The organism is Gordonia sp. (in: high G+C Gram-positive bacteria) (assembly GCF_047602025.1).
Taxonomy (GTDB): domain Bacteria; phylum Actinomycetota; class Actinomycetes; order Mycobacteriales; family Mycobacteriaceae; genus Gordonia.
This window is the reverse complement of record NZ_JASGII010000001.1, coordinates 2,585,976-2,609,307: the sequence shown is the minus strand read 5'-3', so window position 1 is coordinate 2,609,307 and position 23,332 is coordinate 2,585,976. Positions and strand designations below refer to the sequence as shown.

At 70.1% G+C, this 23,332-nt stretch carries 23 protein-coding genes and 1 pseudogene; 15 read left to right on the top strand and 9 right to left on the bottom strand.

Annotated elements, in window-relative coordinates; genetic code table 11:
* The first annotated feature begins 123 nt into the window (after window positions 1-123).
* The 4 genes and pseudogenes from QM728_RS13140 (at window position 124) to QM728_RS13125 (ending at window position 3,319) form a co-directional block, all read left to right on the top strand.
* Window positions 124-1,071: a Rossmann-like and DUF2520 domain-containing protein gene (locus QM728_RS13140; protein ID WP_415032453.1), complete on the top strand. Its 948-nt coding sequence runs from the start codon at window positions 124-126 to the stop codon at window positions 1,069-1,071.
* Window positions 1,068-1,991 (top strand): pantoate--beta-alanine ligase, encoded by a 924-nt coding sequence (gene panC / locus QM728_RS13135; RefSeq protein ID WP_415032452.1) that lies wholly within the window; start codon window positions 1,068-1,070, stop codon window positions 1,989-1,991. The genes QM728_RS13140 and panC overlap by 4 nt, the downstream gene beginning before the upstream one ends.
* Before the next feature lie 15 nt (window positions 1,992-2,006).
* Window positions 2,007-2,420 (top strand): annotated as a pseudogene (gene panD, locus QM728_RS13130) (aspartate 1-decarboxylase); the annotation flags it as partial.
* Between the two features lie 98 nt (window positions 2,421-2,518).
* On the top strand, window positions 2,519-3,319 hold the full coding sequence (locus QM728_RS13125) for a type III pantothenate kinase (RefSeq protein WP_415032451.1): 801 nt from the start codon (window positions 2,519-2,521) through the stop codon (window positions 3,317-3,319).
* Between the two features lie 204 nt (window positions 3,320-3,523).
* Here QM728_RS13125 and QM728_RS13120 read toward each other — a convergent pair whose 3' ends face one another.
* Window positions 3,524-4,048: a LysM peptidoglycan-binding domain-containing protein gene (locus QM728_RS13120; RefSeq protein ID WP_415032450.1), complete on the bottom strand. Its 525-nt coding sequence runs from the start codon at window positions 4,046-4,048 to the stop codon at window positions 3,524-3,526.
* A gap of 301 nt (window positions 4,049-4,349) precedes the next feature.
* Here QM728_RS13120 and QM728_RS13115 point away from each other — a divergent pair, with 301 nt between their 5' ends.
* A complete protein-coding gene (locus QM728_RS13115) occupies window positions 4,350-4,802 on the top strand; it encodes a rhodanese-like domain-containing protein (RefSeq protein WP_415032449.1) in 453 nt (150 codons plus the stop codon).
* Between the two features lie 141 nt (window positions 4,803-4,943).
* Complete coding sequence (gene lysS, locus QM728_RS13110) at window positions 4,944-6,494, top strand: lysine--tRNA ligase (protein WP_415032448.1); 1,551 nt, start codon at window positions 4,944-4,946, stop codon at window positions 6,492-6,494.
* On the opposite strand, the gene QM728_RS13105 is transcribed toward lysS, so the two are convergent.
* Window positions 6,495-8,066, bottom strand: a complete 1,572-nt coding sequence (locus tag QM728_RS13105; protein WP_415032447.1) for an AAA family ATPase — start codon at window positions 8,064-8,066, stop codon at window positions 6,495-6,497.
* Window positions 8,067-8,158: 92 nt separating this feature from the next.
* Between QM728_RS13105 and QM728_RS13100 the strand changes: the two genes are divergently transcribed.
* Together QM728_RS13100 and QM728_RS13095 are read left to right on the top strand one after the other, a co-directional pair.
* Window positions 8,159-8,569: a DUF5313 family protein gene (locus tag QM728_RS13100; RefSeq protein WP_415032446.1), complete on the top strand. Its 411-nt coding sequence runs from the start codon at window positions 8,159-8,161 to the stop codon at window positions 8,567-8,569.
* A 6-nt stretch (window positions 8,570-8,575) separates the two neighbouring features.
* Window positions 8,576-9,226, top strand: a complete 651-nt coding sequence (locus tag QM728_RS13095; protein WP_415032445.1) for a hypothetical protein — start codon at window positions 8,576-8,578, stop codon at window positions 9,224-9,226.
* Here the strand turns inward: QM728_RS13095 and QM728_RS13090 are convergent.
* A complete protein-coding gene (locus QM728_RS13090; RefSeq protein ID WP_415032444.1) occupies window positions 9,223-10,797 on the bottom strand; it encodes a FadD3 family acyl-CoA ligase in 1,575 nt (524 codons plus the stop codon). The genes QM728_RS13095 and QM728_RS13090 overlap by 4 nt on opposite strands.
* Before the next feature lie 42 nt (window positions 10,798-10,839).
* Between QM728_RS13090 and QM728_RS13085 the strand changes: the two genes are divergently transcribed.
* From QM728_RS13085 to QM728_RS13065, 5 genes are all read left to right on the top strand, one after another.
* Window positions 10,840-12,138 carry an acyl-CoA dehydrogenase family protein gene (locus QM728_RS13085; RefSeq protein WP_415032443.1) on the top strand — a complete coding sequence of 433 codons (1,299 nt, stop codon included), beginning with the start codon at window positions 10,840-10,842 and terminating at the stop codon, window positions 12,136-12,138.
* A complete protein-coding gene (locus QM728_RS13080) occupies window positions 12,135-12,944 on the top strand; it encodes an SDR family oxidoreductase (protein WP_415032442.1) in 810 nt (269 codons plus the stop codon). Before QM728_RS13085 ends, QM728_RS13080 begins: the two co-directional genes overlap by 4 nt.
* Before the next feature lie 24 nt (window positions 12,945-12,968).
* Window positions 12,969-14,123 carry an acetyl-CoA C-acetyltransferase gene (locus tag QM728_RS13075; RefSeq protein WP_415032441.1) on the top strand — a complete coding sequence of 385 codons (1,155 nt, stop codon included), beginning with the start codon at window positions 12,969-12,971 and terminating at the stop codon, window positions 14,121-14,123.
* Between the two features lie 138 nt (window positions 14,124-14,261).
* Window positions 14,262-15,770 (top strand): aldehyde dehydrogenase family protein, encoded by a 1,509-nt coding sequence (locus QM728_RS13070; RefSeq protein WP_415032440.1) that lies wholly within the window; start codon window positions 14,262-14,264, stop codon window positions 15,768-15,770.
* Window positions 15,771-15,774: 4 nt separating this feature from the next.
* The gene (locus QM728_RS13065) at window positions 15,775-17,001 is read left to right on the top strand and encodes a serine hydrolase domain-containing protein (protein WP_415032439.1); all 1,227 of its coding nucleotides are present in this window, start codon (window positions 15,775-15,777) and stop codon (window positions 16,999-17,001) included.
* Here QM728_RS13065 and QM728_RS13060 read toward each other — a convergent pair whose 3' ends face one another.
* A complete protein-coding gene (locus tag QM728_RS13060; protein WP_415032438.1) occupies window positions 17,002-17,436 on the bottom strand; it encodes a hypothetical protein in 435 nt (144 codons plus the stop codon).
* Between the two features lie 89 nt (window positions 17,437-17,525).
* On the opposite strand from QM728_RS13060, the gene QM728_RS13055 reads away from it, so the two are divergent.
* A complete protein-coding gene (locus tag QM728_RS13055) occupies window positions 17,526-18,128 on the top strand; it encodes a TetR/AcrR family transcriptional regulator (protein WP_415032437.1) in 603 nt (200 codons plus the stop codon).
* A complete protein-coding gene (locus QM728_RS13050; RefSeq protein ID WP_415032436.1) occupies window positions 18,125-18,619 on the top strand; it encodes a hypothetical protein in 495 nt (164 codons plus the stop codon). The genes QM728_RS13055 and QM728_RS13050 overlap by 4 nt, the downstream gene beginning before the upstream one ends.
* Here the strand turns inward: QM728_RS13050 and QM728_RS13045 are convergent.
* From QM728_RS13045 to QM728_RS13025, 5 genes are all read right to left on the bottom strand, one after another.
* On the bottom strand, window positions 18,597-19,703 hold the full coding sequence (locus tag QM728_RS13045) for a class I SAM-dependent methyltransferase (protein ID WP_415032435.1): 1,107 nt from the start codon (window positions 19,701-19,703) through the stop codon (window positions 18,597-18,599). The two genes, QM728_RS13050 and QM728_RS13045, sit on opposite strands and share 23 nt — an antisense overlap.
* 75 nt (window positions 19,704-19,778) lie before the next feature.
* A complete protein-coding gene (locus QM728_RS13040) occupies window positions 19,779-20,864 on the bottom strand; it encodes an NAD(P)H-dependent flavin oxidoreductase (RefSeq protein ID WP_415032434.1) in 1,086 nt (361 codons plus the stop codon).
* Window positions 20,861-21,613, bottom strand: a complete 753-nt coding sequence (locus QM728_RS13035; protein ID WP_415032433.1) for a CoA-transferase subunit beta — start codon at window positions 21,611-21,613, stop codon at window positions 20,861-20,863. The genes QM728_RS13040 and QM728_RS13035 overlap by 4 nt, the downstream gene beginning before the upstream one ends.
* Window positions 21,610-22,500 (bottom strand): CoA transferase subunit A, encoded by an 891-nt coding sequence (locus QM728_RS13030; RefSeq protein WP_415032432.1) that lies wholly within the window; start codon window positions 22,498-22,500, stop codon window positions 21,610-21,612. The genes QM728_RS13035 and QM728_RS13030 overlap by 4 nt, the downstream gene beginning before the upstream one ends.
* 2 nt (window positions 22,501-22,502) lie before the next feature.
* Window positions 22,503-23,276, bottom strand: a complete 774-nt coding sequence (locus QM728_RS13025; protein ID WP_415032431.1) for an enoyl-CoA hydratase family protein — start codon at window positions 23,274-23,276, stop codon at window positions 22,503-22,505.
* Window positions 23,277-23,332 lie beyond the last annotated feature (56 nt).

The window sequence follows — 23,332 nt, the reverse complement described above, 5'->3', positions numbered from 1 at the left end:
GCGGCTGCGGTGAAGCCGGTCACACCGGATGGTCAGCACCGACTCGAACGCCGTATTCTTGGGAGGTAAACGTCTGGTACCCGCCGTCTGTGGCAGGACTGGAACGGACTCTGGAGGATCACGGTGACCGATTCACCGCTGCTCGGTGTTGCCGACCCGTCGGCACCCGCGCGGCTGGCCGTGGGCCTCGTCTCCGCCGGTCGCGTCGGTACCGCGCTGGCCCAAGCCCTCGAATCCGTCGGCCACGTCGTCGGCGCCGTCCTCGCGCGCTCCGACGAATCCCGCGAGCGCGCGGCGCTGCGCCTGCCCGACTCGGAGGTCTTCGACAACGCCGCCGACGTCGCCGCGCGCAGTGAGCTGCTGATCCTCGCCGTACCCGACGACGAGCTCGCCGCCATCGTCGCCGAGCTGGCCAGCAGCGGGGCGGTGCGCCCCGGCACGATCGTCGCGCACGTCGCCGGCGCCCACGGGACCGCGGTCCTGGACCCCCTGACCGAACTCGGCGCGCTGCCGCTGGCCCTGCACCCGGCGATGACCTTCGTCGGCGGCCCCGAGGACACCGAGCGACTGCAGTCGGCGTGCTTCGCGGTGACCGCCGCCGACGAGGTCGGGCAGACCGTCGGTGATTCCCTCGTCTACGAGATCGGCGGACAGCCGGTCCATATCGCCGAGGCCGACCGCACCCTCTACCACGCCGCCCTCGCCCACGGCGCCAACCACCTCGTCGCCCTCATCAGCGACGCCGTGACGGTGCTGCGGTCGGTCATCGAGCGCGCCGACGTCGACGGCACGTCGTCGCCGCTGCGATCGGCCCCGGAGATGCTGGCCCCCCTGGTGACCGCCGCCCTGGCCAACGTGCTCGAACAGGGCCCGTCGGCGCTGACCGGTCCGGTGGCGCGCGGCGACGCCGACGCGGTGGCCGCCCACCTCGACGCCCTGCGCGACTGGTCTGCCGGGGCCCCGGCGGCGGACGCGACGATCGTCGACGCCTACCTCGCCCAGGCCCGGCGCGCTGCCGCGCATGTGCCCGCGTCGCCGGAGTTGGCCCGCGTGTTGGGGGAGGCGTCATGACCGCGCCCGCGTTCGCGCCCGGCGAGCTCACCGTGCACCGCGACCCCGCCGACATGAACCGGGTCAGCAAGGCGCTGCGCAGCACCGGCAAGCGGGTGGCCCTGGTGCCGACGATGGGCGCGCTGCACGACGGCCACCTGCAGCTGGTCCGCACGGCGCAGGCCGCCGGCAACACCGTTGTGATCGTGTCGATCTTCGTCAACCCCCTGCAGTTCGCCGAGGGCGAGGACCTCGACGCCTATCCGCGCACCTTCGACGAGGATTGCGACAAGCTGCGCGAGCTCGGCGTCGAGCTGGTCTTCGCGCCGACGGTCGGCGGCATGTACCCCGGTGGTCGGCGCACCACGATCCTGCCCGGCCCGGCCGGCGAGGGCCTGGAGGCCGCCTCGCGCCCGACGCACTTCGCCGGGATGCTGACCGTCGTCAACAAGCTGCTCAACATCTGTGCCCCGCACGCCGCGTACTTCGGGGAGAAGGACTACCAGCAGCTCGTCCTGATCAACCAGATGGTCGCCGACCTGAACATGGACGTCGAGGTCTACGGCGTGCCCATCGTCCGCGAGGCCGACGGCCTGGCGATGAGTTCGCGCAACCGCTACCTCGGCCCGACCGAGCGCGAGCTCGCCACGGCGCTGTCGGCGGCCCTCGTCGCGGGCCGGCACGCCGGCACCGGCGGCCGCGAGGCAATCGTCGCCGCTGCCCGCGCCGTCCTCGACACCCGGCCCGAGATCGAGGTCGACTACCTCGAACTGCGCGACCGCAACCTCGGCGTCGCGCCCGACGAGGGTGACGGGCGACTGCTCGTCGCCGCCAAGCTCGGCACCACCCGACTGCTCGACAACGTCGGCGTGGTGATCGGCGAACCAGACCAGACCGACCAGCAGCACACAGACAGCCCGGACCCGCAGGGCCGGGACTAGAAGAGGGGTAACACCATGTTTCGCACCATGATGACGTCCAAGATCCACCGTGCCACGGTGACGCAGGCCGACCTGCACTACGTCGGCTCGGTCACCGTCGACCAGGACCTCCTGGACTCGGCCGGACTGCTCGAAGGCGAGCAGGTCGCCATCGTCGACATCGACAACGGCAACCGGCTCGAGACGTACACGATCGCCGGTGAGCGCGGCTCCGGCATCATCAGCATCAACGGCGCGGCCGCGCACCTGGTGAAGCCGGGCGACCTGGTCATCATCATCGGCTACTCCATGCTCGACGAGAAGGAGCTCAAGGAGTACTCGCCGAAGGTCGTCTTCGTCGACGAGAACAACCGGCAGGTCACGCTCACCGACGACCCGGCCGACGTGCCGGCGGGCTCCGGCCTGAAGGATCCGCGGACCCCGGCGGGCGGTCGCGCGCACCAGCACGCCCCGCTGCCGGACTACGACGTGGACGAGCTGTCCGCCGACGAGCTCCTCGCGCTGGCCGGCGAGCCGCGCTGGTACAAATGCTGCTGACCATCGACGTCGGCAACACCAACATCCACCTCGGGGTGTTCGCCGGCGCGGGTGATCACGCGCACCTGGTGCGCGATTGGCGGGTCCACACCGACCCGCACATGACCGCCGACGAGCTGCAGCTGATCATCCGCGGACTGCTCGGGCCGGACATCGAGCAGGTCACCGGGGTGGCCGCGCTCTCGACGGTGCCGTCGCTGCTGCGGGAGCTGCGGACCATGGTCGACAAGTACTACGGGTCGGGTCAGAACGTGCTGTTGGAGCCCGGCGTGCGAACCGGGGTACCGCTGCTCGTCGACAACCCCAAGGAAGTCGGCACGGACCGCGTCGCCAATGCGGTGGCCGCCACCGGCAACTTCGGCGACGGCCCGTGCATCGTCGTCGCCTTCGGCACGGCCACCGTCGTTGACGCCGTCTCCGCCAAGGGCGAGTTCCTCGGCGGCGCGATCGCCCCGGGTGTGAACCTGGCCGTCGACGCGCTCTCCGAGCACACGGTCACCGTCCGCCGCGTCGAGCTGCGCCCGCCGCGCAGCGTCCTGGGCAAGAACACCGTCGAGGCGCTGCAGTCGGGCATCCTGTTCGGCTTCGGCGGTCAGGTCGACGCGCTGGTCGACAAGATCCGCGACGAGGTCGACGGCTTCGACGCCGACGACGTGACGGTCGTCGCGACGGGCTACCTCGCCCCGCTCATGGTCGGCGAGTGCCAGACGATCACCGACCACCACGCCCACCTCACCCTCGACGGGCTGCGCCGCGTTTACGAGCGCGTGAAGGCCGGCAAGAACCGCTGACGATTCCCGCCGAGTGGGCACCCAAACCTCGCCGAGTGGGCAGTCGAACCTCGCCGAGTGGGCAGTCGAATACCGCCGAGTGGGCACCCAAACCTCGTCGAGTGGGCGGTCGAATACCGCCGAGTGGGCGGTCGAAACGAACGAACCCCGCACCGAATCGGTGCGGGGTTCGTCGCGATCTGTTGGGTTAGTCCCAAGCGGCCCTTACGGGAGCTTGATGACCTGCCCGACGTTGATCAGGTCCGGGTTGGCGATCCCGTTGAGCTCGGCGAGCTGCGGGAACTTGTCGCCGTCGCCCAGGAAGCGCTCGGCGATGGCCCACAGGGTGTCGCCCTCGACGACGGTGTAGGTCTTCTCGCCGCCCGACTCGTTCGACGCGGCCTGGATGGCAGCGTTCTTGTCGACGGTCTTCGAGCTCCACTTGCCCTGCTGGCCGACGTACAGCACGACGTTGCGGTCGTCCTGGACAACCAGGCGAGCGCCGGCGCCGGAGGTCTTGGTCGACCAGACACCCTTGTCGGAGCCGTCGTACAAGACGAAGTTGCCGTCCTCCTGGACGGTGGCGCGCGTAACGCCCTTGCCGTTGGTCTTGGTCGACCAGACAGCGTTGCCGCCCTCGGTCAGAACGAGGTTGCCGTCGTCCTGCAGCGTCAGCGTGTAAGCGCCGTTGGCCGAGGTCAGCGACTGGCCGGTGCCGAGACGGTCACCAACGTTGAGCGTGTCACCCATTTAAATCCACCTTCACTTCGATTGTCCGCACCGCTGCGTGCGCGATGCGACTCCACAGTAGTCGTCCGGTGGTGTGCCGGGATGAACCGGCGGTGAAATCTGGTGGATTTCGCGCAGGGCGGAACCAAATGTTGAGCGGGCATGGTCGGCATGGCAAACTGGTCGTCGTGATCAAGCGTTGTCGGAAGTGTTGTCAGGGCTAGAGCTGCCTCCCCAGGCGCCGGCCCCGATTCCCGCTTTCCGAAAATCCGCTTGCTCGTCCTCGATAGGACTTGAGCGATCACACCCCGAAAGGTCTGCAATGACCACCACCGTCTCTGCCCCCGTCCCGTCGGCCACCGTCGTGCCCGCCGCGCCCACCGAAGCGCCGGCGGTCGCCACCAAGCTCTCGGTGCCCGCGCGCGACTTCCGTCCCGCGCTCGACGCCGGACTGCGAGCCGTCGACATCCGCACGCAGGACCGTCGCAACGCGACCGGCGCCATCCACGGCGCACTCGCGCTGGCCCCGCTCGAGGCGCTCGATCGCCTGACCCCGGGAACGACCGAATCGCTGCGGTCCGCGACCGCCGATGCCCGCTGGCTGCTCATCTCGGACGACGGCGACGACGCCGAGTGGCTCGCATGGCACTTGCAGGCCCGCGGCGTCACCGGCGCGATGTTCCTCGCCGGTGGCCACGAGGCGCTGCGTCGCCACCAGGTCAACGGCGACCTCGCCGACGGCGAGCTGGCCATGATCGCCGACCACGAGCGATAGGTTCGACTGCCCACTCGGCGACGTTCGGGTGCCCACTCGGCGGTGCAGGGGTGCCCACTCGGCGTTGTTAGACCGCCCACTCGGCGGGAAATGCCGCCCACTCGGCGTTGATGGACCGCCCACTCGATACAGTTGGCACCCGTGAGCGATGCCAAGAATCCCGCCCCGGACGCAGCGGAATCCGACCTGCCCGAGCAGCTGCGGATCCGGCGGGAGAAGCGCGAGAAGATCCTGGCGCAGGGTCGCGAGGCGTACCCGGTCGAGGTGGCGCGCACCCACACGCTGGCCCAGATCCGCGACGAGTACGGGCACCTCGAGGCCGGCGCGGAAACCGGCGTCGACGCGGGAGTCGCTGGGCGCGTCATCTTCCTGCGGAACAAGGGCAAGCTCTGCTTCGCGACGCTCCAGGAGGGCGACGGCACGCAGCTACAGGTCATGATCAGTTTCAACGGGGTCGGCGAGGAGTCGCTGGCCGCGTGGAAGGCCGACGTCGACCTCGGCGACATCGTGTTCGTCCACGGCCAGATCATCTCCTCGCGCACCGGCGAGCTCTCGGTCATGGCCGACGACTGGGCGCTGGCGTCCAAGTCGCTGCGCCCGCTGCCCGTCGCGCACAAGGACCTCAGCGAGGAGACGCGGGTGCGCCAGCGCTACGTCGACCTCATCGTGCGACCCGAGGCCCGCGAGATCGCCCGCACCCGCATCAAGGTCATGGCCGAGCTGCGCGCCTTCCTCGGTGAGCGCGGCTTCCTCGAGGTCGAGACGCCGATGCTGCAGACGCTGCACGGCGGGGCCGCGGCGCGCCCCTTCGTCACCCACTCGAACGCCTTCGACATCGACCTGTACCTGCGCATCGCGCCGGAACTGTTCCTCAAGCGCTGCGTCGTCGGCGGCATCGACAGGGTCTTCGAGGTCAACCGCAACTTCCGCAACGAGGGCGCCGACTCCACGCACAGCCCCGAGTTCGCGATGCTGGAGACCTACCAGGCCTACGGCACCTACGACGACGCCGCCGAGCTGATCCGCAGCCTCGTGCAGACCGTCGCGCAGCAGGCGCTGGGCACCCTCACGCCGACCATGCCCGACGGCAGCACCTACGACCTGTCCGGCGACTGGACCGAGGTGTCGATGTACCCGTCGCTGTCCGAGGCCCTCGGCCGCGAGATCGTCCCGCAGCACGAGGTCGACGGCGTCGCGCAGGGGACGTCCGTCGACGAGTTGTTGAAGATCGCCGACGAGGTCGGCCTCGACGTTCCCAAGGACAAGGGATATGGCCACGGCAAGCTCGTCGAAGAACTGTGGGAGCACCTCGTCGGCGCGAAGCTGGACCAGCCGGTGTTCGTGCGCGACTTCCCGGTCGAGACGTCGCCGCTGGTGCGCGCGCACCGCAGCGTCCCCGGCGTCGTCGAGAAGTGGGACCTCTACGTCCGCGGCTTCGAGCTGGCCACCGGCTACTCCGAGCTCGTCGACCCGATCATCCAGCGTGAGCGCTTCGTCGACCAGGCCCGATTGGCGGCGGCCGGCGACGACGAGGCCATGGTCCTCGACGAGGAGTTCCTCGCCGCGATGGAGCACGGCATGCCGCCGACCGCGGGCACCGGCATGGGCATCGACCGCCTCCTGATGGCGCTCACCGGCCTCGGAATCCGCGAGACCGTGCTGTTCCCCCTCGTGAAGCCGCGCGCCGACTGATCACCCGCCCCGACGCGGCCAGCGCCGGAACCCGCCGATGTAGTCCGGTGCGGTGTGCAGCGCGCGCACGGCGGCGAGCGCGGAATCATCCGCCGGGATCCGGTGCCAGGGCTGCTCGGGCGGCACGACGTTGGCCGTCTGCGACCGTGCGACGTCGGCCGTGGCGTCCGACGCGTCCGGTCCGCGGCCCTCGATCCGCGCGATCCGGGTCGCCTCGTCGAGTTCGAGCCAGACCCCGGTGAACCGGGCGCCCGCATCGCGGGCGACCCGCTCGATGCCGTCGCGACGGGCCGGGGTGCCCCACACCGCGTCGGCGATCACGCACATCCGCCCGTCCAGGTCGATGGCGGCCAGGCGCTCGAGCTCGCCGAAGACGCGGGCGCCCATCTCGCTCGTGTAGCCCGACTCGGGCAACCGATCGAAGACGCCCACGCCGGCCAGGCGTTTGCGCAGCACGTCCGAGCGCAGGATGCGGGCACCCGGGGCCGCGCCGACGTCGCCGCCGACGGCCCGCGCGATCGTCGACTTCCCCGTGCCGGACGACCCGCCGATCGCCAACAGTCGGACCGTCGCCGGCTCCAGCACCGCCAGCGCCAGATCGAGGTAGGACCGCGACTCGTCGACGTCCTCGGCCGCGGCCAGCACGTGCGCTCGGACGGTGGCGCGCACGCTGATCAGCAGCGGCAGCAACCCGAAGCCGTCCTCGTCGTCGGGCGAGGAGTCCAGGTACGCGTTGGCGACGACGTTCGCCTCGTGCCGCAGACCGCGCGCCCACAGGTCCATCAGCAGGAACGCCAGGTCGTAGAGGACGTCCGACGTGGCCAGTTCCGGATCGAACTCCAGGCAGTCGAAGGGGACGGGGACCGGACCTGAATCAGACCGCTCACCCGCTCCCGGCGCCGCGTCCAGCAGGGCGATGTTGGCCAGGTGCAGGTCGCCGTGCCCGTGGCGCACCCGTCCGCGGGCGGCACGGCGATCGAGTAGCTCGGCATGCGCGGCGATCAGCCCGCGCTGCCTCTCGGTCAGTTCGTCGGCCCGCACCGGATCCAGCACCTCACCGAAGCGCGCCATGCTCTCCCGGTTGCCGACCACGACGTCGAGGATCCGATCGGCCCCGGCCGGATCGGTACTGATCTCGGCGTCGGTGTGCAGCGCCACCGCCTGATCCGCCAGCGCGGCCAGCAACCGGTCGTCCAGCTCGCCCGCCTCGGCGCGGTCGGCGAGCAGCGCGCCGTCGGGGAACCGCTTCATCTCCAACACCCAGTCCACGACGTCCCCGTCGCCGTCGAGCTCGACGCCGTCGTCGGTCCGGGTGATCGCGTGCACCCGGAGGTAGAGCTGCGGGGCGGTGCGCCGGTTCAGCTCCAGCTCGGACCGCAGGGCCCGTCGGCGCAGATCCGCCGTCGAGAAGTCGAGGTACCGGTAGGCGACGGGTCGCTTGAGCTTCCAGGCGCGGTCGTCGTCGAGCACGATGACGGCGCCGTGGGTGACGATGTGCGACGCGCGCGGGCCGACCGCACCGGTTGCGGCCAACAGCTCGGCGAGTGGCGCTCCCGGATCGTCGACGGTCATGTCCCGACCTTAACCCGCGCCCAAATAACCCCTCGGGGGGATGTGGCCAAGCACACGGTCGCAGCCGGGGTGCGCGCCCTTAGACTGGGGTGGTGAGCAACAAGGAGCGACCACGTCCGCCCATCGGGGAGTTCATCCCCTACGCCTATGGCCGACGCACCTACGGCAAGCGCCCCCTCCCGGCGAAGTACAACGACTGGGTGCGCGAGGACAACGCCGGACCGGGTGCCACGCGCCGCGTCGTGACCCGCTTCATGATCCCCGTCGTGCTGCTCATGTCGCCGTTCCTGCTGACCCACGAGTCGGTCGGCTGGGGCAGCGCGATCATCATCACGCTCCCGATCATCCTGGGCGCCCTCTACTTCTGCTTCGTCTTCGACAAGTACTACCGCCGCGCGACCCTGCGCCGCCACGGCTTCGCCGAGTCGCTCGCCGACGAGAACGTCCGCCGCAAGGACGCCGACGCCCACCTCGAGTACGAGAAGCGGCACGGCCGCGCCTGATCGGTGATGGCGGCGCGGCGCGACCTTCTCGCCGCGATGCCGCGCGTCCTCGACCCCGAGGGCAAGTCCTACTTCCTGGTGCCCCGCGACATGGGCGGGCCCGATCTGCGGCGCGCCGTGCTCGACACCTATGTCGCCAATGCCGGCGGCGGGTACCCGGGCGGCGACTTCCCGGTCACCCCGTTCTCGCCCGATGAGATCGCACGCGTCGAGGCGCGCCAGACCGCCAACCGATGGACCTACAACCGCGTCGCCGGGTGGGCGATGGCGCACGGCGCGGCGTTGGCCACCACGCCCAACGGGATGCTCATGGGCATGGGCGGCAACCCGCTCGCGAGGGCCTGGAGCCAGCAGGGCGGCACCACCTGGGGCGACCTGTTCCTGATCAACGTCGGCCGCGGCGTCGACCCGACGGATGCGCTGACCGCCACCATCGTCGGCGGCGCCCCGGTCTACCGCCGCAAGGCGACGCTCTACCGCGGCGATCTGCCCCTGGACCTGTTGCTCCACCACGAAGAGATCCATGCCCGGCAGTGGGCGCGCTACGGGCGGGCGCGGTTCGCGGCGGCCTACCTGCGCGAGCAGGCGCGGGCCGCGCGCACCGGAACGGCGAACCGCTACGAGGTCGAGGCGGGCCTGGCCGACGGCGGCTACTAGGACAGTTCGCGCTTGAGGATCTTGCCCGACGCGTTGCGCGGGAACTCCTCCACGACGACCACCGACCGCGGCACCTTGAAGTTCGCCAGGTGCTCGCGGGCATGCGCGACGACGGCCTCGGCGTCGACGGCGGCACCGGGCTTGGCGGTCACATACGCGCGGCCGACCTCGCCGAGGCGCTCGTCGGGGACCCCGATGACCGCGACCTCGGCCACGCCGTCGACGTGGGCGAGGACCTGCTCGACCTCGGCCGGGTACACGTTGAACCCGCCGCAGATGTACATGTCCTTGAGGCGGTCGGTGATCTTGAGGTTGCCGTTCGCGTCGATGGTCCCGACGTCGCCGGTGTGCAGCCAGCCGTCGTCGTCGATCGTCTTGGCGGTCGCCGCCGGATCGTCGAGGTAGCCGCGCATGACCATCAGCCCGCGCGCGAGGACCTCGCCGGCGCCGCTCTCGTCGGGGTTGTCGAGCTTGATCTCCATCCCCGGGTACGCGCGGCCGCAGGTGGTCGCGACGGTGACGTCGTCATCGTCGGCCGTGCAGGTGGTGATGAAGCCGCTGGTCTCGGTCTGCCCGTAGGCGGTCAGCACGGTGTCGACGCCCAAGTCCGACTGCAACCGCTCGACGAGCACCACCGGCACGACGGTGGCGCCGGTGACGACGAGCCGCAGCGACGACAGGTCGTACCCGGAGCGCTCCGGCGAATCGAGGATCGTCTGGAAGACGGTCGGGGCCCCCGGGAAGACGGTGATCCGGTGCTCGGCGACTGCGCGCATCGCGGCGTCGGGGGAGAACACCGCGAGCGGCACCATCGTCGTGCCGAAGAGCACCGACGGGAGGATGCCCGCCTTGTAGCCGAAGGTGTGGAAGTACGGGTTCGCCTGCAGGTAGCGGTCGTCGGCGGTCAGGCCGCCGTTGGCACCCCAGCCGTGCGCGCCGGCGACGGTGTGCCGGTGCTCGGCCAGCACTCCCTTCGGCTGACCGGTGGTGCCGGAGGTGAAGAGGATGTCGGACAGGTCGGTGGGCCGGACGGCGTCGGCGCGATTGTCGGCGGCGCCCAGGTCGGTGCCGCGGGTGAGGAACTCGGGCCAGCCGACCGCGGGCGCGGGCAGGGCGCCGGAGCCGTTCAGATCGATGCCGACGACGGTGCGGCCGTTGCTCACCGGGTTGCCGAGGAGGTCGGCGAGCCGGTTGGTGCCGACGAACTCCTCGACGGTGACGATCAGGCGGGCATCGGCGCGCTCGATGATGTCGGCGGCCTCGCTGATCGTGTAGCGGGTGTTGAGGGGGACCAGCACGGCGCCCGCGTAGTGCGTGCCCAGCGCGGCGATCGGCCAGTGGTAGCTGTTCGGCGCCCAGATGGCGATGCGGTCGCCGGCCTCGATGCCCGAGGCGATCAGGGCGGCGGCGAAGACGCGCACCTGGGCCAGGAGCTGCTCCCAGGTGAGGGTGATGGGGGCATCCAGATCGAGGAGCTCGGTCCACTGGTCGTCGATGATCGCGGGCCGGTCCGGCCAGGTCTGCGCCGCTCGTCGCAGCGCTTGCGGGGTGGTCTGGGCGGGCGCATCCATAACCAAAACCTAGCAAATGCTTGGTAGGTTAAGCTAGGGGTCATGACGTCGATCAACCTGGCCGACCGTGCCGTCGACCTCGGCGAATGGGCGGCGAATACCCCCGACGCCGACGCCGTCTTCGCGGCTGCGGTGCGGGAGTGGCTCGAGCAGAACCTGACCGGCGAGTTCGCCCACCTGCGCGGCCGTGGCGGGCCCGGCAGCGAGCACGAATTCTTCAACGACCGACTCGCCTGGGACCGCCACCTCGCCAAGCACGGCTGGACCTGCCTCGGCTGGCCGTCGCGCCATGGCGGCCGCGGCGCGACGATGAACCAGCGGATCATCTTCCACCAGGAGTACGCCCGCGCCGACGCGCCCGCCCGCGTCAACCACCTCGGCGAGGAACTCCTCGGTCCGACGCTCATCGAGTTCGGCACCCCCGAGCAGCAGGAGCGCTTCCTGCCCGGCATCGTCAACGTCACCGAGCTGTGGGCGCAGGGCTATTCCGAGCCCGGCGCCGGGTCCGACCTCGCCGGCGTCGCGACGACCGCCCGCCTGGACGGCGACGAGTGGACGATCAACGGACAGAAGATCTGGACCTCCCTCGCGCACGTCGCGCAGTGGGTCTTCGTCATCGCCCGTACCGAGCCGGGTTCGCAGCGCCACGCGGGCCTGTCCTTCCTGCTGGTCCCGCTCGACCAGCCGGGCATCGAGGTCCGCCCGATCCAACAGCTCACCGGCACCTCCGAGTTCAACGAGGTCTTCTTCGACGACGCCAAGACCGACGCCGACCTGATCGTCGGCAAGCCCGGCGAGGGCTGGGCCGTGGCCATGGGGCTGCTGCAGTTCGAGCGCGGGGTGTCGACGCTGGGCCAGCAGGTCGGCTTCGCCCGCGAACTCGACGACCTGATCGACATCGCCAAGCGCACCGGCGCCGCCGACAACCCGGAGATCGCGAGCGCCCTGAAGCGGGCCCGCATCGAACTCGCCGTCATGCGCGCCCACGCCGGCCGCACCCTCGACGAGGCGTTGGGCGAGACGACCGCCTCGCGCACCACCCACGGCTTCAGCACCGCGGCCGGCGACGCCTCGGTGGCCAAGCTCCTGTGGGCGAACTGGCACCGTCGTCTCGGCGAGCTCGCCATGGCGGTCATCGGCGCCCCGTCGCTGGTCGGCCCGGCCACGACGACCGAGGGCGTCCCCAACGACCTGACCGACCCCGAGCACGTCGAACTCGACGAGTGGCAACGACTCTTCCTCTTCACCCGCGCCGACACGATCTACGGCGGGTCGAACGAGGTGCAGCGCAACATCATCGCCGAGCGCGTGCTCGGCCTACCCCGAGAGGCCCGCGCATGACCGACCGCCCCCAGTCCCCGCTCGCAGCCGTGCCCGACGAGATCGGCGGCCACAACCTGCTCGCCGGCAAGAAGGTCGTCGTGACCGCCGCCGCCGGCACCGGCATCGGTTTCGCCAGCGCCCGCCGCGCGCTCCTGGAGGGCGCCGACGTGCTCGTCTCCGACTTCCACGAACGCCGTCTCGGTGAGACCGTCGAGGCGCTCTCGGCCGAGTTCGGCAAGCAGCAGGTCGCCTCCTTCGTCTGTGATGTCTCCAGCACCGAGCAGGTCGACGCCCTGATCGCGTCGGCCGCCGACCAGCTCGGCCGCGTCGACGTGCTGATCAACAACGCCGGCCTCGGCGGCGAGACCCCCGTCGTCGACATGACCGACGAGCAGTGGGACCGCGTCCTGGACATCACCCTGAACAGCTGCTTCCGCGCCACCCGGGCCGCGCTGCGCTACTTCCGCGAGGCGGACCACGGCGGGGTCATCGTCAACAACGCCTCGGTCCTGGGCTGGCGCGCCCAGCGCGGCCAGGCCCACTACGCCGCGGCCAAGGCCGGAGTCATGGCGCTCACCCGCTGCTCGGCGGTCGAGGCCGCCGACTACGGCGTGCGCATCAACGCCGTCGCCCCGTCCATCGCCCGGCACCCGTTCCTGGCGAAGGTGACCAGCGACGAGCTGCTCGACGAGCTGGCCTCCCGCGAGGCCTACGGCCGCGCCGCGGAGGTGTGGGAGATCGCCGCGACGATCGCCATGCTCGCCAGCGACTACACGACCTACCTGACCGGGGAGATCGTGTCGATCTCCAGCCAGCGCGCCTGACGCGACCACTTCTTAGGAGTACCCATGAGCACCCCCCAGGCCTACATCGTCGACGCCGTCCGCACGCCGGTCGGCAAGCGCAACGGATCGCTCGCCAAGGTCCACCCCGCCGACCTCGGCGCCCACGTCATCTCCGCGATCGTCGAGCGCACCGGCATCGACCCGGAGGCCGTCGACGACGTCGTCTTCGGCTGCGTGGACACCATCGGCCCGCAGGCCGGCAACATCGGCCGCACCGCGTGGCTGACCGCCGGCATGCCGCTGGGCGTGCCCGGCACCACCGTCGACCGCCAGTGCGGTTCGAGTCAGCAGGCCATCCACTTCGCCGCGCAGGGCGTCATGAGCGGCACCCAGGACATCGTGCTGGCCGGCGGCGTGCAGAACATGAGCGCCATCCCGATCAGCCAGGCGATGATCGCCGGGCAGGAGCTCGGCTTCACCACGCCGACCGCCGAATCGCCCGGGTGGACCAAGCGCTTCGGCGACGCCGAGATCAGTCAGTTCGTCGGCGCCGACATGATGGCTAAGAAGTGGGACATCAGCCGCCTCGATATGGAGAAGTGGGCGCTGCAGAGCCACGAGCGCGCTCGCGCCGCGATCGCCGCCGGACGGTTCGACTCCGAATACGTCCCGCTGGGCGACTGCGTCGTCGACGAGTGCCCGCGCGAGACGTCGCTGGAGAAGATGGCCTCGCTCGACGTCCTCGCGCCCGGTTCGGACCTGACCGCCGCGGTCGCCTCGCAGATCTGCGACGGTTCGTCGGCCGCGCTCATCGTCAGCGAGAAGGCCCTCAAGGAGCACGGCCTGACCCCGCGGGCCCGCATCCACCACCTCTCGGTGCGCGGCGACGACCCGGTGATGATGCTGTCGGCACCGATCCCGGCCACCAAGTGGGCGCTGGGGAAGACCGGCATGAGCATCGACGACATCGACGTCGTCGAGATCAACGAGGCCTTCGCCCCCGTGGTGCTGGCCTGGCTCAAGGAGACCGGCGCGGACCCGGCGAAGGTGAACCCCAACGGCGGCGGCATCGCGCTCGGCCACCCGCTCGGCGCCACCGGCGCCAAGCTGTTCGCCACCCTGCTCAACGAGCTCGAGCGCACCGGCGGTCGCTACGGCCTGCAGACGATGTGCGAGGGCGGCGGCACCGCCAACGTCACCATCATCGAGCGCCTCTAGACCCGACGACGGAGATCAACCCCGGCGCGATGCCTTCGCGACCGGGGTTGATCGGCATCGGGGGTGTGATCGGCGCCACCCTTCGGGGTAGGCTTTGAGATAGATCAGTGGTTTTGTTTCACGCATTGGAGTTCCCACATGACCAAGCCAGCCGAAGTCGGTGTGCGCACCGGCGACAAGGTGTCGTCCGAGACCCACACCATGGAGGAGCTGCTGGAGATCCAGCGCGCCGCGTTCCTGCGCGACGGGATCCCCGATGCGAAGACCCGCATCGACCGCATCAACCGGCTGCAGGCCCTGCTGCTGGACAACGCCGACGAGATCTGCGAGGCGCTCGACGCCGACTTCGGCACCCGCCCGCGCGAGCTGTCGATCTCCGCGGACGTCGCCGGCTGCATGATCGACCTCACCCACCAGCGTCGCAGCGTGACCAAGTGGATGAAGGAGAAGAACGTCTCGAAGATCCAGGGCGCGCTCGGCTTCACCCAGCGCCTGCGCCACGACCCGCTCGGGGTCGTCGGGATCATGGGCCCGTGGAACTTCCCGCTGCAGCTGACGATCGTCCCGGCCGGTTCGGCCTTCGCCGCGGGCAACCGCGTGCTGCTGCGCCCGTCGTCGATCACCGCGAAGACCACCGAGGTCATCGCCAAGCACGCGCCCGACTACTTCTCGATCGAGGAGCTGGCGGTCATCACGGCCAAGCATGGCGGCGGCGCCGACTTCTCCAAGCTGAAGGTTGACCACATGTTCTTCACCGGTTCGCCCGAGGTGGGCGCCTCGGTGGCGGTGGAGGCCGGTAAGAACCTCGTGCCGGTCACCCTCGAGCTCGGCGGCAAGAACCCGGCCATCGTCGACGTCGACGCGGATATCGACGACGCCGCGAAGTTCCTCGCCGACGCCCGCATGGTCAACGGCGGCCAGGTCTGTCTCTGCCCGGACTACGTGTTCGTCCCCGAGAACAAGATCGGCGAGTTCACCGACAAGGTCATCGAGCGGTGGACCACCAACTACCCGTCCATCGTCGGCAACAAGCAGTACACGTCGACGATCAACGACAAGAACTACCAGCGCATCGTCGGGCTCATCGACGACGCCGTCGACTTGGGCGCCACCAAGCGCCAGGTCATCCCGGCCGGTGAGAAGCTCCCCAACGACACGGCACGCAAGATCCCGCCGACGCTGCTCACCGGCGTCAAGGCGGGCATGAAGATCGAGGAGGACGAGGTCTTCGGCCCGGTCCTGACCGTCTACCCCTACCGAGAGCTCGACGAGGCGATCGACAAGATCAACTCGGCCGGCCACCCGCTGACCCTGTACTGGGTCGGCAAGGACAACGACCGGATGGCCAAGGTCGCCGACCACACCCGCAGCGGCTCGATCAGCGGCAACGACTTCGCGATGCACCTGATCAGCCACGGACTGCCGTTCGGCGGCGTCGGCCGCTCCGGCATGGGCAACTACCACGGCGAGTTCGGCTTCCAGACCTTCAGCCACGCGCGTGCGGTCACCAACTCGACGCTGCCCATCAAGTTCGCCGAGTTGATGTCGGCGCCGTTCACAGACCGTGACACTAAGCTCGTCGACCGACAGATGGCGATGTTCCGCCGCTTCCTGCGCGGTTCGATCCGCAAGAACGCCAAGCGGTAGGTCGGTGGCCGCACACGGCACCTGCGACCCCCGGTTCGGCGGGGTGCAGAAGGCATTCGGCGGGCTGTTCGGCGGTCGTCTGAACGGCGGCGGCGCGCTTGCGGTCTATCAGGACGGCGAACCGATCGTCGACCTGTGGGCCGGTACGTCGGATTTGCACGGCAACCGGCCGTGGACGGAGTCGACCGGGGCGATGCTCTACTCGGCTTCCAAGGGCCTGTCCGCGCTCGTCGTCCACCGGCTGGCCGACCGCGGGCTGATCGACTACGACAAACCGGTGGCGGATTACTGGCCCGAGTTCGCCTCGCGCAGTGGCGACACGAAGCTGACGGTCCGCCGGTTGATGCTGCACCGCGGCGGCCTGTCGCAGCTGCGCGGGATCGCCGAGGACGCCTCCGACCTCCTCGACCACGAGCTGATGCACTCGCGCTTGGCCGCGGCCATGCCGGACCGGTATCATGGTGCGCCGGCCTATCACGCGCTGACCTTCGGCTGGCTGATGAGCGGCCTGGCCGGCGCGGTCACGGGCAAGTCGATGCGCGAGCTCTGGCACGACGAACTCGCCATCCCGCTCGACCTCGGCGACGAACTGTCGCTCGGTGCGCCGCCGGCCGGCAGTGCGATGACGGTGGCCGAGTTCGTCGATCCGTTCAAGATCGGTGAATACGGACTGAGCGACGCGGTGTTCTCGGTCGTCAAGCACCTGCCGACCTCGTTGGGGAACATGGTCGGCAGCGTCGACGCCGGCAAGGGCAGCGCGGAGCTGCTCAAGGGCCGCGATCCGGCGCTGCTGGAAGCACAGATGCCGGCGGCCAACGGCGTGGCGACCGCACGGGCGCTCGCCCGCATCTACGCCCCATTGGCCACCGACGGCACCCTCGACGGGAAGCGCTTCCTGTCCGAGGCGGCGGTGCGCTCCTTCGACGGGCCGTACCGCTGGCGTCGCGACCGGGGGCTGGGACTGCCGATGTCGTGGAACCACGGCTTCCACCGGGCGCCGATCCCCGTCGCCAACGGCTTCGGCCACGTGGGCATCGCCGGGTGTTTCGGCTGGGCCGATCCGGCCACCGGGGTCTCGGTCGGCTTCGTCCACAACCGCATGCTGTCGACGGTCGTCGGCGACCTGGGGATCTTCCTGTGGCTGCTGCCGATGGTCACCCGGGCGGCGGCGAAGGAGAAGCCGCGGTCGAAACCGGTCGGTTCGCCGACGCGGCCCTCGCGCGCGAGCTGATCAGCAGGCGCGGTAGACGCGGCGCACCCGGAAGGTGCCCAGATCCGTCACACCGCCGCGCCGGGTGACGCCCCAACGGCTCGCGCCGACCTCGTGGCCCTCGCTGCCCCAGCGGTAGGTGGAGCCGTCGGGCCGTGTGCCGCTGTTGCAGCTGGAGAAGATCCGGTCGACGACGACGCGGTACGCGCGCCGAGATTGCAGGCCGCCGAAGACCATGCAGCCGCGGGGCGAGGAGTTCAACGTCCGTTTCGCGCCGAAGTCCCAGAAGTTGCGGTTGTTGATCGTCATCGGCCCGACGTAGGGGTCGCCGCCGAGGCGGGCGCACACGCGCACGCCGGTGACGGCGGCGTCGGCCGTGGCCGGTTGGGCGGCGGCGATCCCGCTGCCGAGGGCGGTGGCGGTGGCGAGGGTGATGAGCAGCTTCTTGGCGATCATGGGTCTACCTTCCTCCAGGTTCCGTGCGGAGACTAACAAGCAAGCACTTGCTAGGGTGAAGAGTCCGACGAAATCCCAGGAGGAACGCGGTGGCGACGAAAACTGGTGGCGCGTCCGGCGCCACCCGGCGCGACGAGCTGCTCGGCATTGCCGGCGAGCTGTTCGCCGACCGCGGGCTGCGCTCGACGACGGTCCGCGACATCGCCGATACCGCCGGCATCCTCTCCGGCAGCCTGTACCACCACTTCGACTCCAAAGAGGCGATGGTCGACGAGCTGCTCAGCGGCTTCCTCGACGAGCTGTTCTCACGCTATCGGGCCATCGCCGACGCCGGCCTCCCGGCTACCGAGACCCTGCGCCAACTCGTCATCGCCAGCTTCGAGGCGATCGACGCCCGGCACACCGCCGTCGCGATCTACCAGAACGAGGCGCGCCACCTCGCGTCGCAGGAGCGCTTCGCCTACATCAACGAGCGCAACGTCGAGTTCCGCGAGCTGTGGGAGTCGGTGCTGCGCCGCGGCGTCGCCGAGGGCGACTTCCGCAGTGACCTCGACGTCGACCTGGTCTACCGCTTCCTGCGCGACACCGTCTGGGTCGCCGTGCGCTGGTACCGCCCGGGCGGGCCCAAGCCGGTCGAGGAGATCGCCGACCAGTACCTGGGCGTCGTGCTCGACGGCATCCTCCCGCGATGACCGGCGACATCCCGGCGATCCAGTACACCTACGTCTGCCAGGACGGCGACGCGAAGCGCTTCACCCGGGACGGCCTGCGACGCTACTACCGCCACTCGCGCCGACCGTGGATCGTGTTGGCCGTCCAGGCCCTGGTCTTCGTCGGGATAGCGCTGCTGACCGGCTGGTGGTGGCTGTTGGTGCTGGTGCCGCTGACCCTCGCGTTGGCCATCGCGATCGACGTGCGCAATGTCGGCCGACGCTTTCGGACGGTCGCGGCGCCGGGCACCGAGTGGGCGTCGGGCTTCGACGACAAGTCGTTCATCATCGTCGACGGTGGCGCGCTGACCGTCGTCGACTACGCCAACGTCACCGCGATGCGGCGGATGGACGACGGCTATCTGCTGGTGCGGACCAATGCGCCGGGCGTCGTCGTGTTTCCGCCGGAGTTGTCGCCCGCCGCCGCCGAGGAAGCGATGCGAGCGGGCGTCAGCGCCGCGTCGACGCGGTGACGGTGAACTTGCGGTTCCGGGCGATCTGACGGGTCGGGCCGACTGTCCGCTCGAGCGCGCCGCGGTAGCGCAGGTGGGAGTTCCACACGCACCACAGCTCGCCGCCGGGCCGCAGCACCCGGGCCGCGTCGGCGAACAGGTGCTCGGCGATGCCGGTGGAGACGGCCGCGTCGGAGTGGAACGGCGGGTTGAGCAGCACCAGGTCGAGTGAGCCGCCGGTGATCGTTTCGGCGCCGTCGGACCGACGGACGTCGACCTCGACCCCGTTCGCCTCGGCGGTGGCCAACGCCGACGCCACAGCCGCTGCCGATCGATCCGTGGCGATCACGCGGGCGTCGGGGTGGGCCCGGGCGAACCACGCCGCGACGGTTCCGTTGCCACAGCCGAGGTCGAGGACCTCGGCTCCATCGGCCCCGCCCAGGTGCTCCACCAGCAACCGTGTGCCGATGTCGATCCCGGTGCCGGCGAACACGCCGCCGTGCGCGGCGATCACCAGGTTGGGGTCGTCGTGACGCTCGGCGTGCGGCTGGGAAAGCAACAGGTCGCGGGCGGTATCGGACCGCGGCCCGCGGGCGAGTAGGACCCGCGACTTCTGCCGGGCGTGCGTGACGTCGACGCGCTCGAACACCTGGCCCAGCATGTCGTTCATCCGGGGCGTCATGTGCTTGATCCGACCGCCGGCCACCACCACGACGTCCGATGCGGCGTGCGCGGCGATGAGCTGGGCGACCTCGGCGAGACGGTCGAGCGAGCGGGGGAGTCGCAACACCACGAGGCGCGCCCCTCGCACGGCATCGGGACCGAAGGGCACGGAGCTGAACCCGGTGATGGCGAGCCGCTCGGCATTGGCGGCAAGGGCGCGTTCACCGGTCAGCAGGTCCTGGTGGACCCGGATCGTGCCGTCGCCGTCGACGGCCTCGAGCAGACCGAGCGTCAGCGCGCCGTACGCGTCGTCGATGACGACGACATCGTCGCGGGTGAGGCCGTCGGTGAACGCTGCTGCCTCGTCGAGGATCAGTCGGTCGGCGGCATCGACGGCCACCAACCCGGGCCCCTCGACGTCGGGGAAGCGGCGCAGATCCACGGATCGAGCGTACTTGGCGGGCAGATGTTGCCGTTTGGTTCGGTTACCGGTTCAAACCGCAATGAATCCCGCGGGTCAGCCCAGCTTCTTGAGCACGTCCAGGCGCGCGTGCGCCTGCGCCATGATCGACTGGATCAGCTCGTCGCACGACGGCAGGTCCTCGATCATGCCGACGACCTGACCGGAGGCGAGCACGCCCGCATCGGTGCGGCCCTCGACGAGGCCGGCCTTCAGCAACATCGGGGTGTTGCCGGCCATGATGATCTGCTGCCAGGTGCGCTCGCCCGACTTCTTCATCGAGCGACCGTCCTTGAGCATGGTCGTCCAGCGCATGCCGGTCATCTGCTTGAAGTCGTTGGCGTTCTTCGCCGCGGCGGCCAGCGCCTTGACGCCTGAGCCGCTCTCCAGCGCTTCGACGAGCTGGGTGCGCAGCACGCGGTGCGGCATGCCGTCGACCTTGGTCGACACGACCGTGTCGCCCAGACCGCGGGTCAGGTACTCCTGCTTGACCGAGTCCGGCACCGCCGAGTCCGACGTCAGCAAGAAGCGGGTGCCCATCGCGACGCCCTCGGCGCCGTACGCCAGCGCTGCGATCAGGCCGCGACCGTCGAAGAAGCCGCCGGCGGCGACGACCGGGATCGACGTCGGTCCACCGCTCTCGCTGAGAGCGTCGATCACCGACGGAAGCAGCAGCGTCGTGGCGACCGGACCGGTGTGGCCGCCGCCCTCGCCGCCCTGCACGATGACCGCGTCGGCGCCCCACGAGGCGACCTTCACCGCGTGCTTGGCGGCACCGATCGACGGGATGACCACCACGCCGTTGTCCTTGAGCTTCTTGATGAGCTCGGGCTTGGGGGCCAGCGCGAACGACGCGACCTTGACGCCCTCGCGGATGAGCAGGTCGATCCGCTCACCGGCGTCGGTCGCGTCGGCGCGTAGGTTCACGCCGAACGGCTTGTCGGTGAGGGTCTTCGTCTTCGCGATGGCCGCTTCGAGCTCGTCGTAGGTCATCGTCGCCGACGCCAGGATGCCCAGACCGCCGGCGTTCGCCGTGGCCGACGTCAGCGCCGGACCGGAGACCCAGCCCATGCCGGTCTGCACGATCGGGTACTTGACTCCGACGAGCTCGGTGAACCGGGTCGACAGCGTCGGGGCGCTCACGCCTTCACCTCGCGATCGCGCACGCCCTTGGGATCGAGGACCTCGCGGATGATCCGAAGCTGCTCGCCGGTGGGGGCGGCGGTCTCCGGCGCCTTGTCCAGGCCGACGACCTCGAAGGTGGTGTTCTCGGCGACCTCGTCGGCGGTGACGCCCGGGTGCAGCGTCAGCGCCTGCATCGTGTGGTCGGGGCCGTTGAAGTCGAACACGCCCAGGTTGGTCACCACGCGGTGGATGTTCAGGTGGTCGTAGGCCGGGTTCTTCGGGTCGACCTTGTCGAAGCCGACGCCCGAGACGATGTCGACCTGGTCGACGAACACGCGCGCGGAGTGGCGCGCCACCCAGTAGCTCGTCGGGTGGTTGATCGTGTTGCCCGGAGCGCCGCGCACGCCGAACATCTGGCGTTTGGGGTGCTGCAGCGGACCGAACGCCGACAGGTTCTGGTTGCCGTGGCGGTCGATCTGGTTGGCGCCCATCACGACGTGGCGGCGGCCCGACGCGACGACGTCGAAGACCCGGCGGAAGGGCATCCAGCCCTCGATCGGACCCGACTTCCCGATGGCCGGGGTGTCGGCGAAGATCAGCGCCTCGCCGTCGGTGATCAGCAGGTCGGGCTCGCTGGTCAGGCGGGCCAGGCGGGCGCCCAGCAGCGGCGTCGGAGCCATCGGCGACGCCATGATCTCGCCGGCGCCGGTGAAGATGTCGGCGCAGGCCGCGACGCAGTACTCGGCGCGGGTGATGTCGGTGCTCACTTGCTGTCCTCCTGCTCGGCCTGCCACTTGGCGACCTCGGCCTGATAGGTCTGCTCGTCGACGTCGAGGAAGCGCGCCTTGAACGCGGCCCAGGTGTCATCCTCCCCGGCGGCCTCGACGTAGAACCGCTGGAACGCCTCGTCGCGGCCGTAGCCGCCGGCGAAGGTGAAGTGCGCGCCGTTCGGCGCGAGAACGACGCGGTCGACGTTCATCCGGTTGATGAGCAGTCGCTCGCGTTCGACCGAGCCGACCAACTCCTCGGTGGAGACGAGTTCGTCGGTCTCCAGGTAGCGGCGGTCGGCGGCGGCCAGGTAGAGGTCGTCGAAGTACGGGTCGACGCCGGTGTAGGCGGCGTTGCCGTGGCAGTCGGCGCGGTCCAGGTGGACGAACGCGGCGTCCAGGCGCAGCCCGGGCATCGCGATCAGCGTCTGCGTACGCCCGTCGGCGTCGGGGTAGGGCGACTCGACGGTCTTGAGCTCGCCCTCCCAGAAGTTGGGGACGTCCGAGCCGAGGCCGGCGCGGATCGGCAGGAACGGCAGTCGGGCGGCGGCGGCCTCCAGGCCGCACTTGACCATGCCTTCGTCCATCTCGCGGACGGTGATGGCACCGGTGGTGCGGGCCTTGGCGAACCAGGGGTCGTAGAACGGCGCCGAGTCCAGCGACACGAAGCCGTAGTAGGCCTTGCTGACCTTGCCGGCCTCGCACAGCAGGCCCAGGTCCGGTCCGCCGTAGGTGACGACGGTCAGGTCCTTGACGGTCGAGCGGGCCAGTGCGCGCACCAGGGCCATCGGCTTGCGGCGCGAGCCCCAGCCACCGATGCCGATGGTCATGCCATCGCGCAGCTCGCCGATCACATCGTCGAGCGATGAGGTCTTGTCGGTCGCCATCTCTACTTCCCCTTCGGCTTTCCGGTCTCGACGAACGCGTCGCGGTGCTCGTCGGCGACGCCGGCGAGGTTCAGTTCGTAGGTGTAGCGCTGCTCGAGCAGGTAGCTGTTCTTCACGTCGACCGGGTCGATGCCGTTGATTGCGGCCTTGGCGCGGCGGATGACGCGCGTGTCCTTGGTGGTGATCATGCGCGCGACCTCGAGGGCGGCGTCGTAGAGCTCCTCGCGCGGCACGACCTTGTAGACCGAGCCGAACTGGTGCAGTTGCTGGGCCGTCGCGTTCTGCGCGGTGTAGTACAGGGTGCGCATCATGTGCTGCGGCATGAGTCGGGCCAGGTGGGTGGCCGCGCCGAGCGCGCCGCGGTCGACCTCGGGGAGGCCGAAGACGGCGTCGTCGGAGGCGACGATGCAGTCGGCGTTGCCGACCAGGCCGATGCCGCCGCCGACACAGAAGCCGTTGACCGCGACGATCACCGGGACCGCGCAGTCGTAAACCGCCGAGAAGGCGGCCGCACAGCCCTGGTTGGCGGCGATGAGGGCGTCGAAGCCGGTGGTCTGCTGCATCTCCTTGATGTCGACGCCGGCGTTGAAGCCGCGGCCCTCGGCCCGCAGGATCACCACGTGGGTGCTCTCGTCGGCGCCCGCGGCGGTGATCGTGTCGGCCAGTTCGAACCACGCGGCGCTGGGCAGCGCGTTGACCGGCGGGAAGTCGACGGTGATGGTGACGATGCCGGAGTCGTCGGACCCCGCGGCACCGCGAGTCGTCGTGATGGGCACGGGTGCGGCTCCTCATCTCTGGGCAAACCAAGCAAGTGCTTGGTTGTTTGTTAGAG

Coding starts and splice junctions, on each gene's coding strand:
- QM728_RS13060 (WP_415032438.1), bottom strand. CDS start 17,436: ATGATCGCCAAGAAGCTGCTCATCACCCTCGCCACCGCCACCGCCCTC.
- QM728_RS13080 (WP_415032442.1), top strand. CDS start 12,135: ATGACCGACCGCCCCCAGTCCCCGCTCGCAGCCGTGCCCGACGAGATC.
- QM728_RS13085 (WP_415032443.1), top strand. CDS start 10,840: ATGACGTCGATCAACCTGGCCGACCGTGCCGTCGACCTCGGCGAATGG.
- QM728_RS13070 (WP_415032440.1), top strand. CDS start 14,262: ATGACCAAGCCAGCCGAAGTCGGTGTGCGCACCGGCGACAAGGTGTCG.
- QM728_RS13075 (WP_415032441.1), top strand. CDS start 12,969: ATGAGCACCCCCCAGGCCTACATCGTCGACGCCGTCCGCACGCCGGTC.
- QM728_RS13115 (WP_415032449.1), top strand. CDS start 4,350: ATGACCACCACCGTCTCTGCCCCCGTCCCGTCGGCCACCGTCGTGCCC.
- panC (WP_415032452.1), top strand. CDS start 1,068: ATGACCGCGCCCGCGTTCGCGCCCGGCGAGCTCACCGTGCACCGCGAC.
- QM728_RS13125 (WP_415032451.1), top strand. CDS start 2,519: ATGCTGCTGACCATCGACGTCGGCAACACCAACATCCACCTCGGGGTG.
- QM728_RS13120 (WP_415032450.1), bottom strand. CDS start 4,048: ATGGGTGACACGCTCAACGTTGGTGACCGTCTCGGCACCGGCCAGTCG.
- QM728_RS13095 (WP_415032445.1), top strand. CDS start 8,576: ATGGCGGCGCGGCGCGACCTTCTCGCCGCGATGCCGCGCGTCCTCGAC.
- QM728_RS13090 (WP_415032444.1), bottom strand. CDS start 10,797: ATGGATGCGCCCGCCCAGACCACCCCGCAAGCGCTGCGACGAGCGGCG.
- QM728_RS13030 (WP_415032432.1), bottom strand. CDS start 22,500: ATGGCGACCGACAAGACCTCATCGCTCGACGATGTGATCGGCGAGCTG.
- QM728_RS13050 (WP_415032436.1), top strand. CDS start 18,125: ATGACCGGCGACATCCCGGCGATCCAGTACACCTACGTCTGCCAGGAC.
- QM728_RS13105 (WP_415032447.1), bottom strand. CDS start 8,066: ATGACCGTCGACGATCCGGGAGCGCCACTCGCCGAGCTGTTGGCCGCA.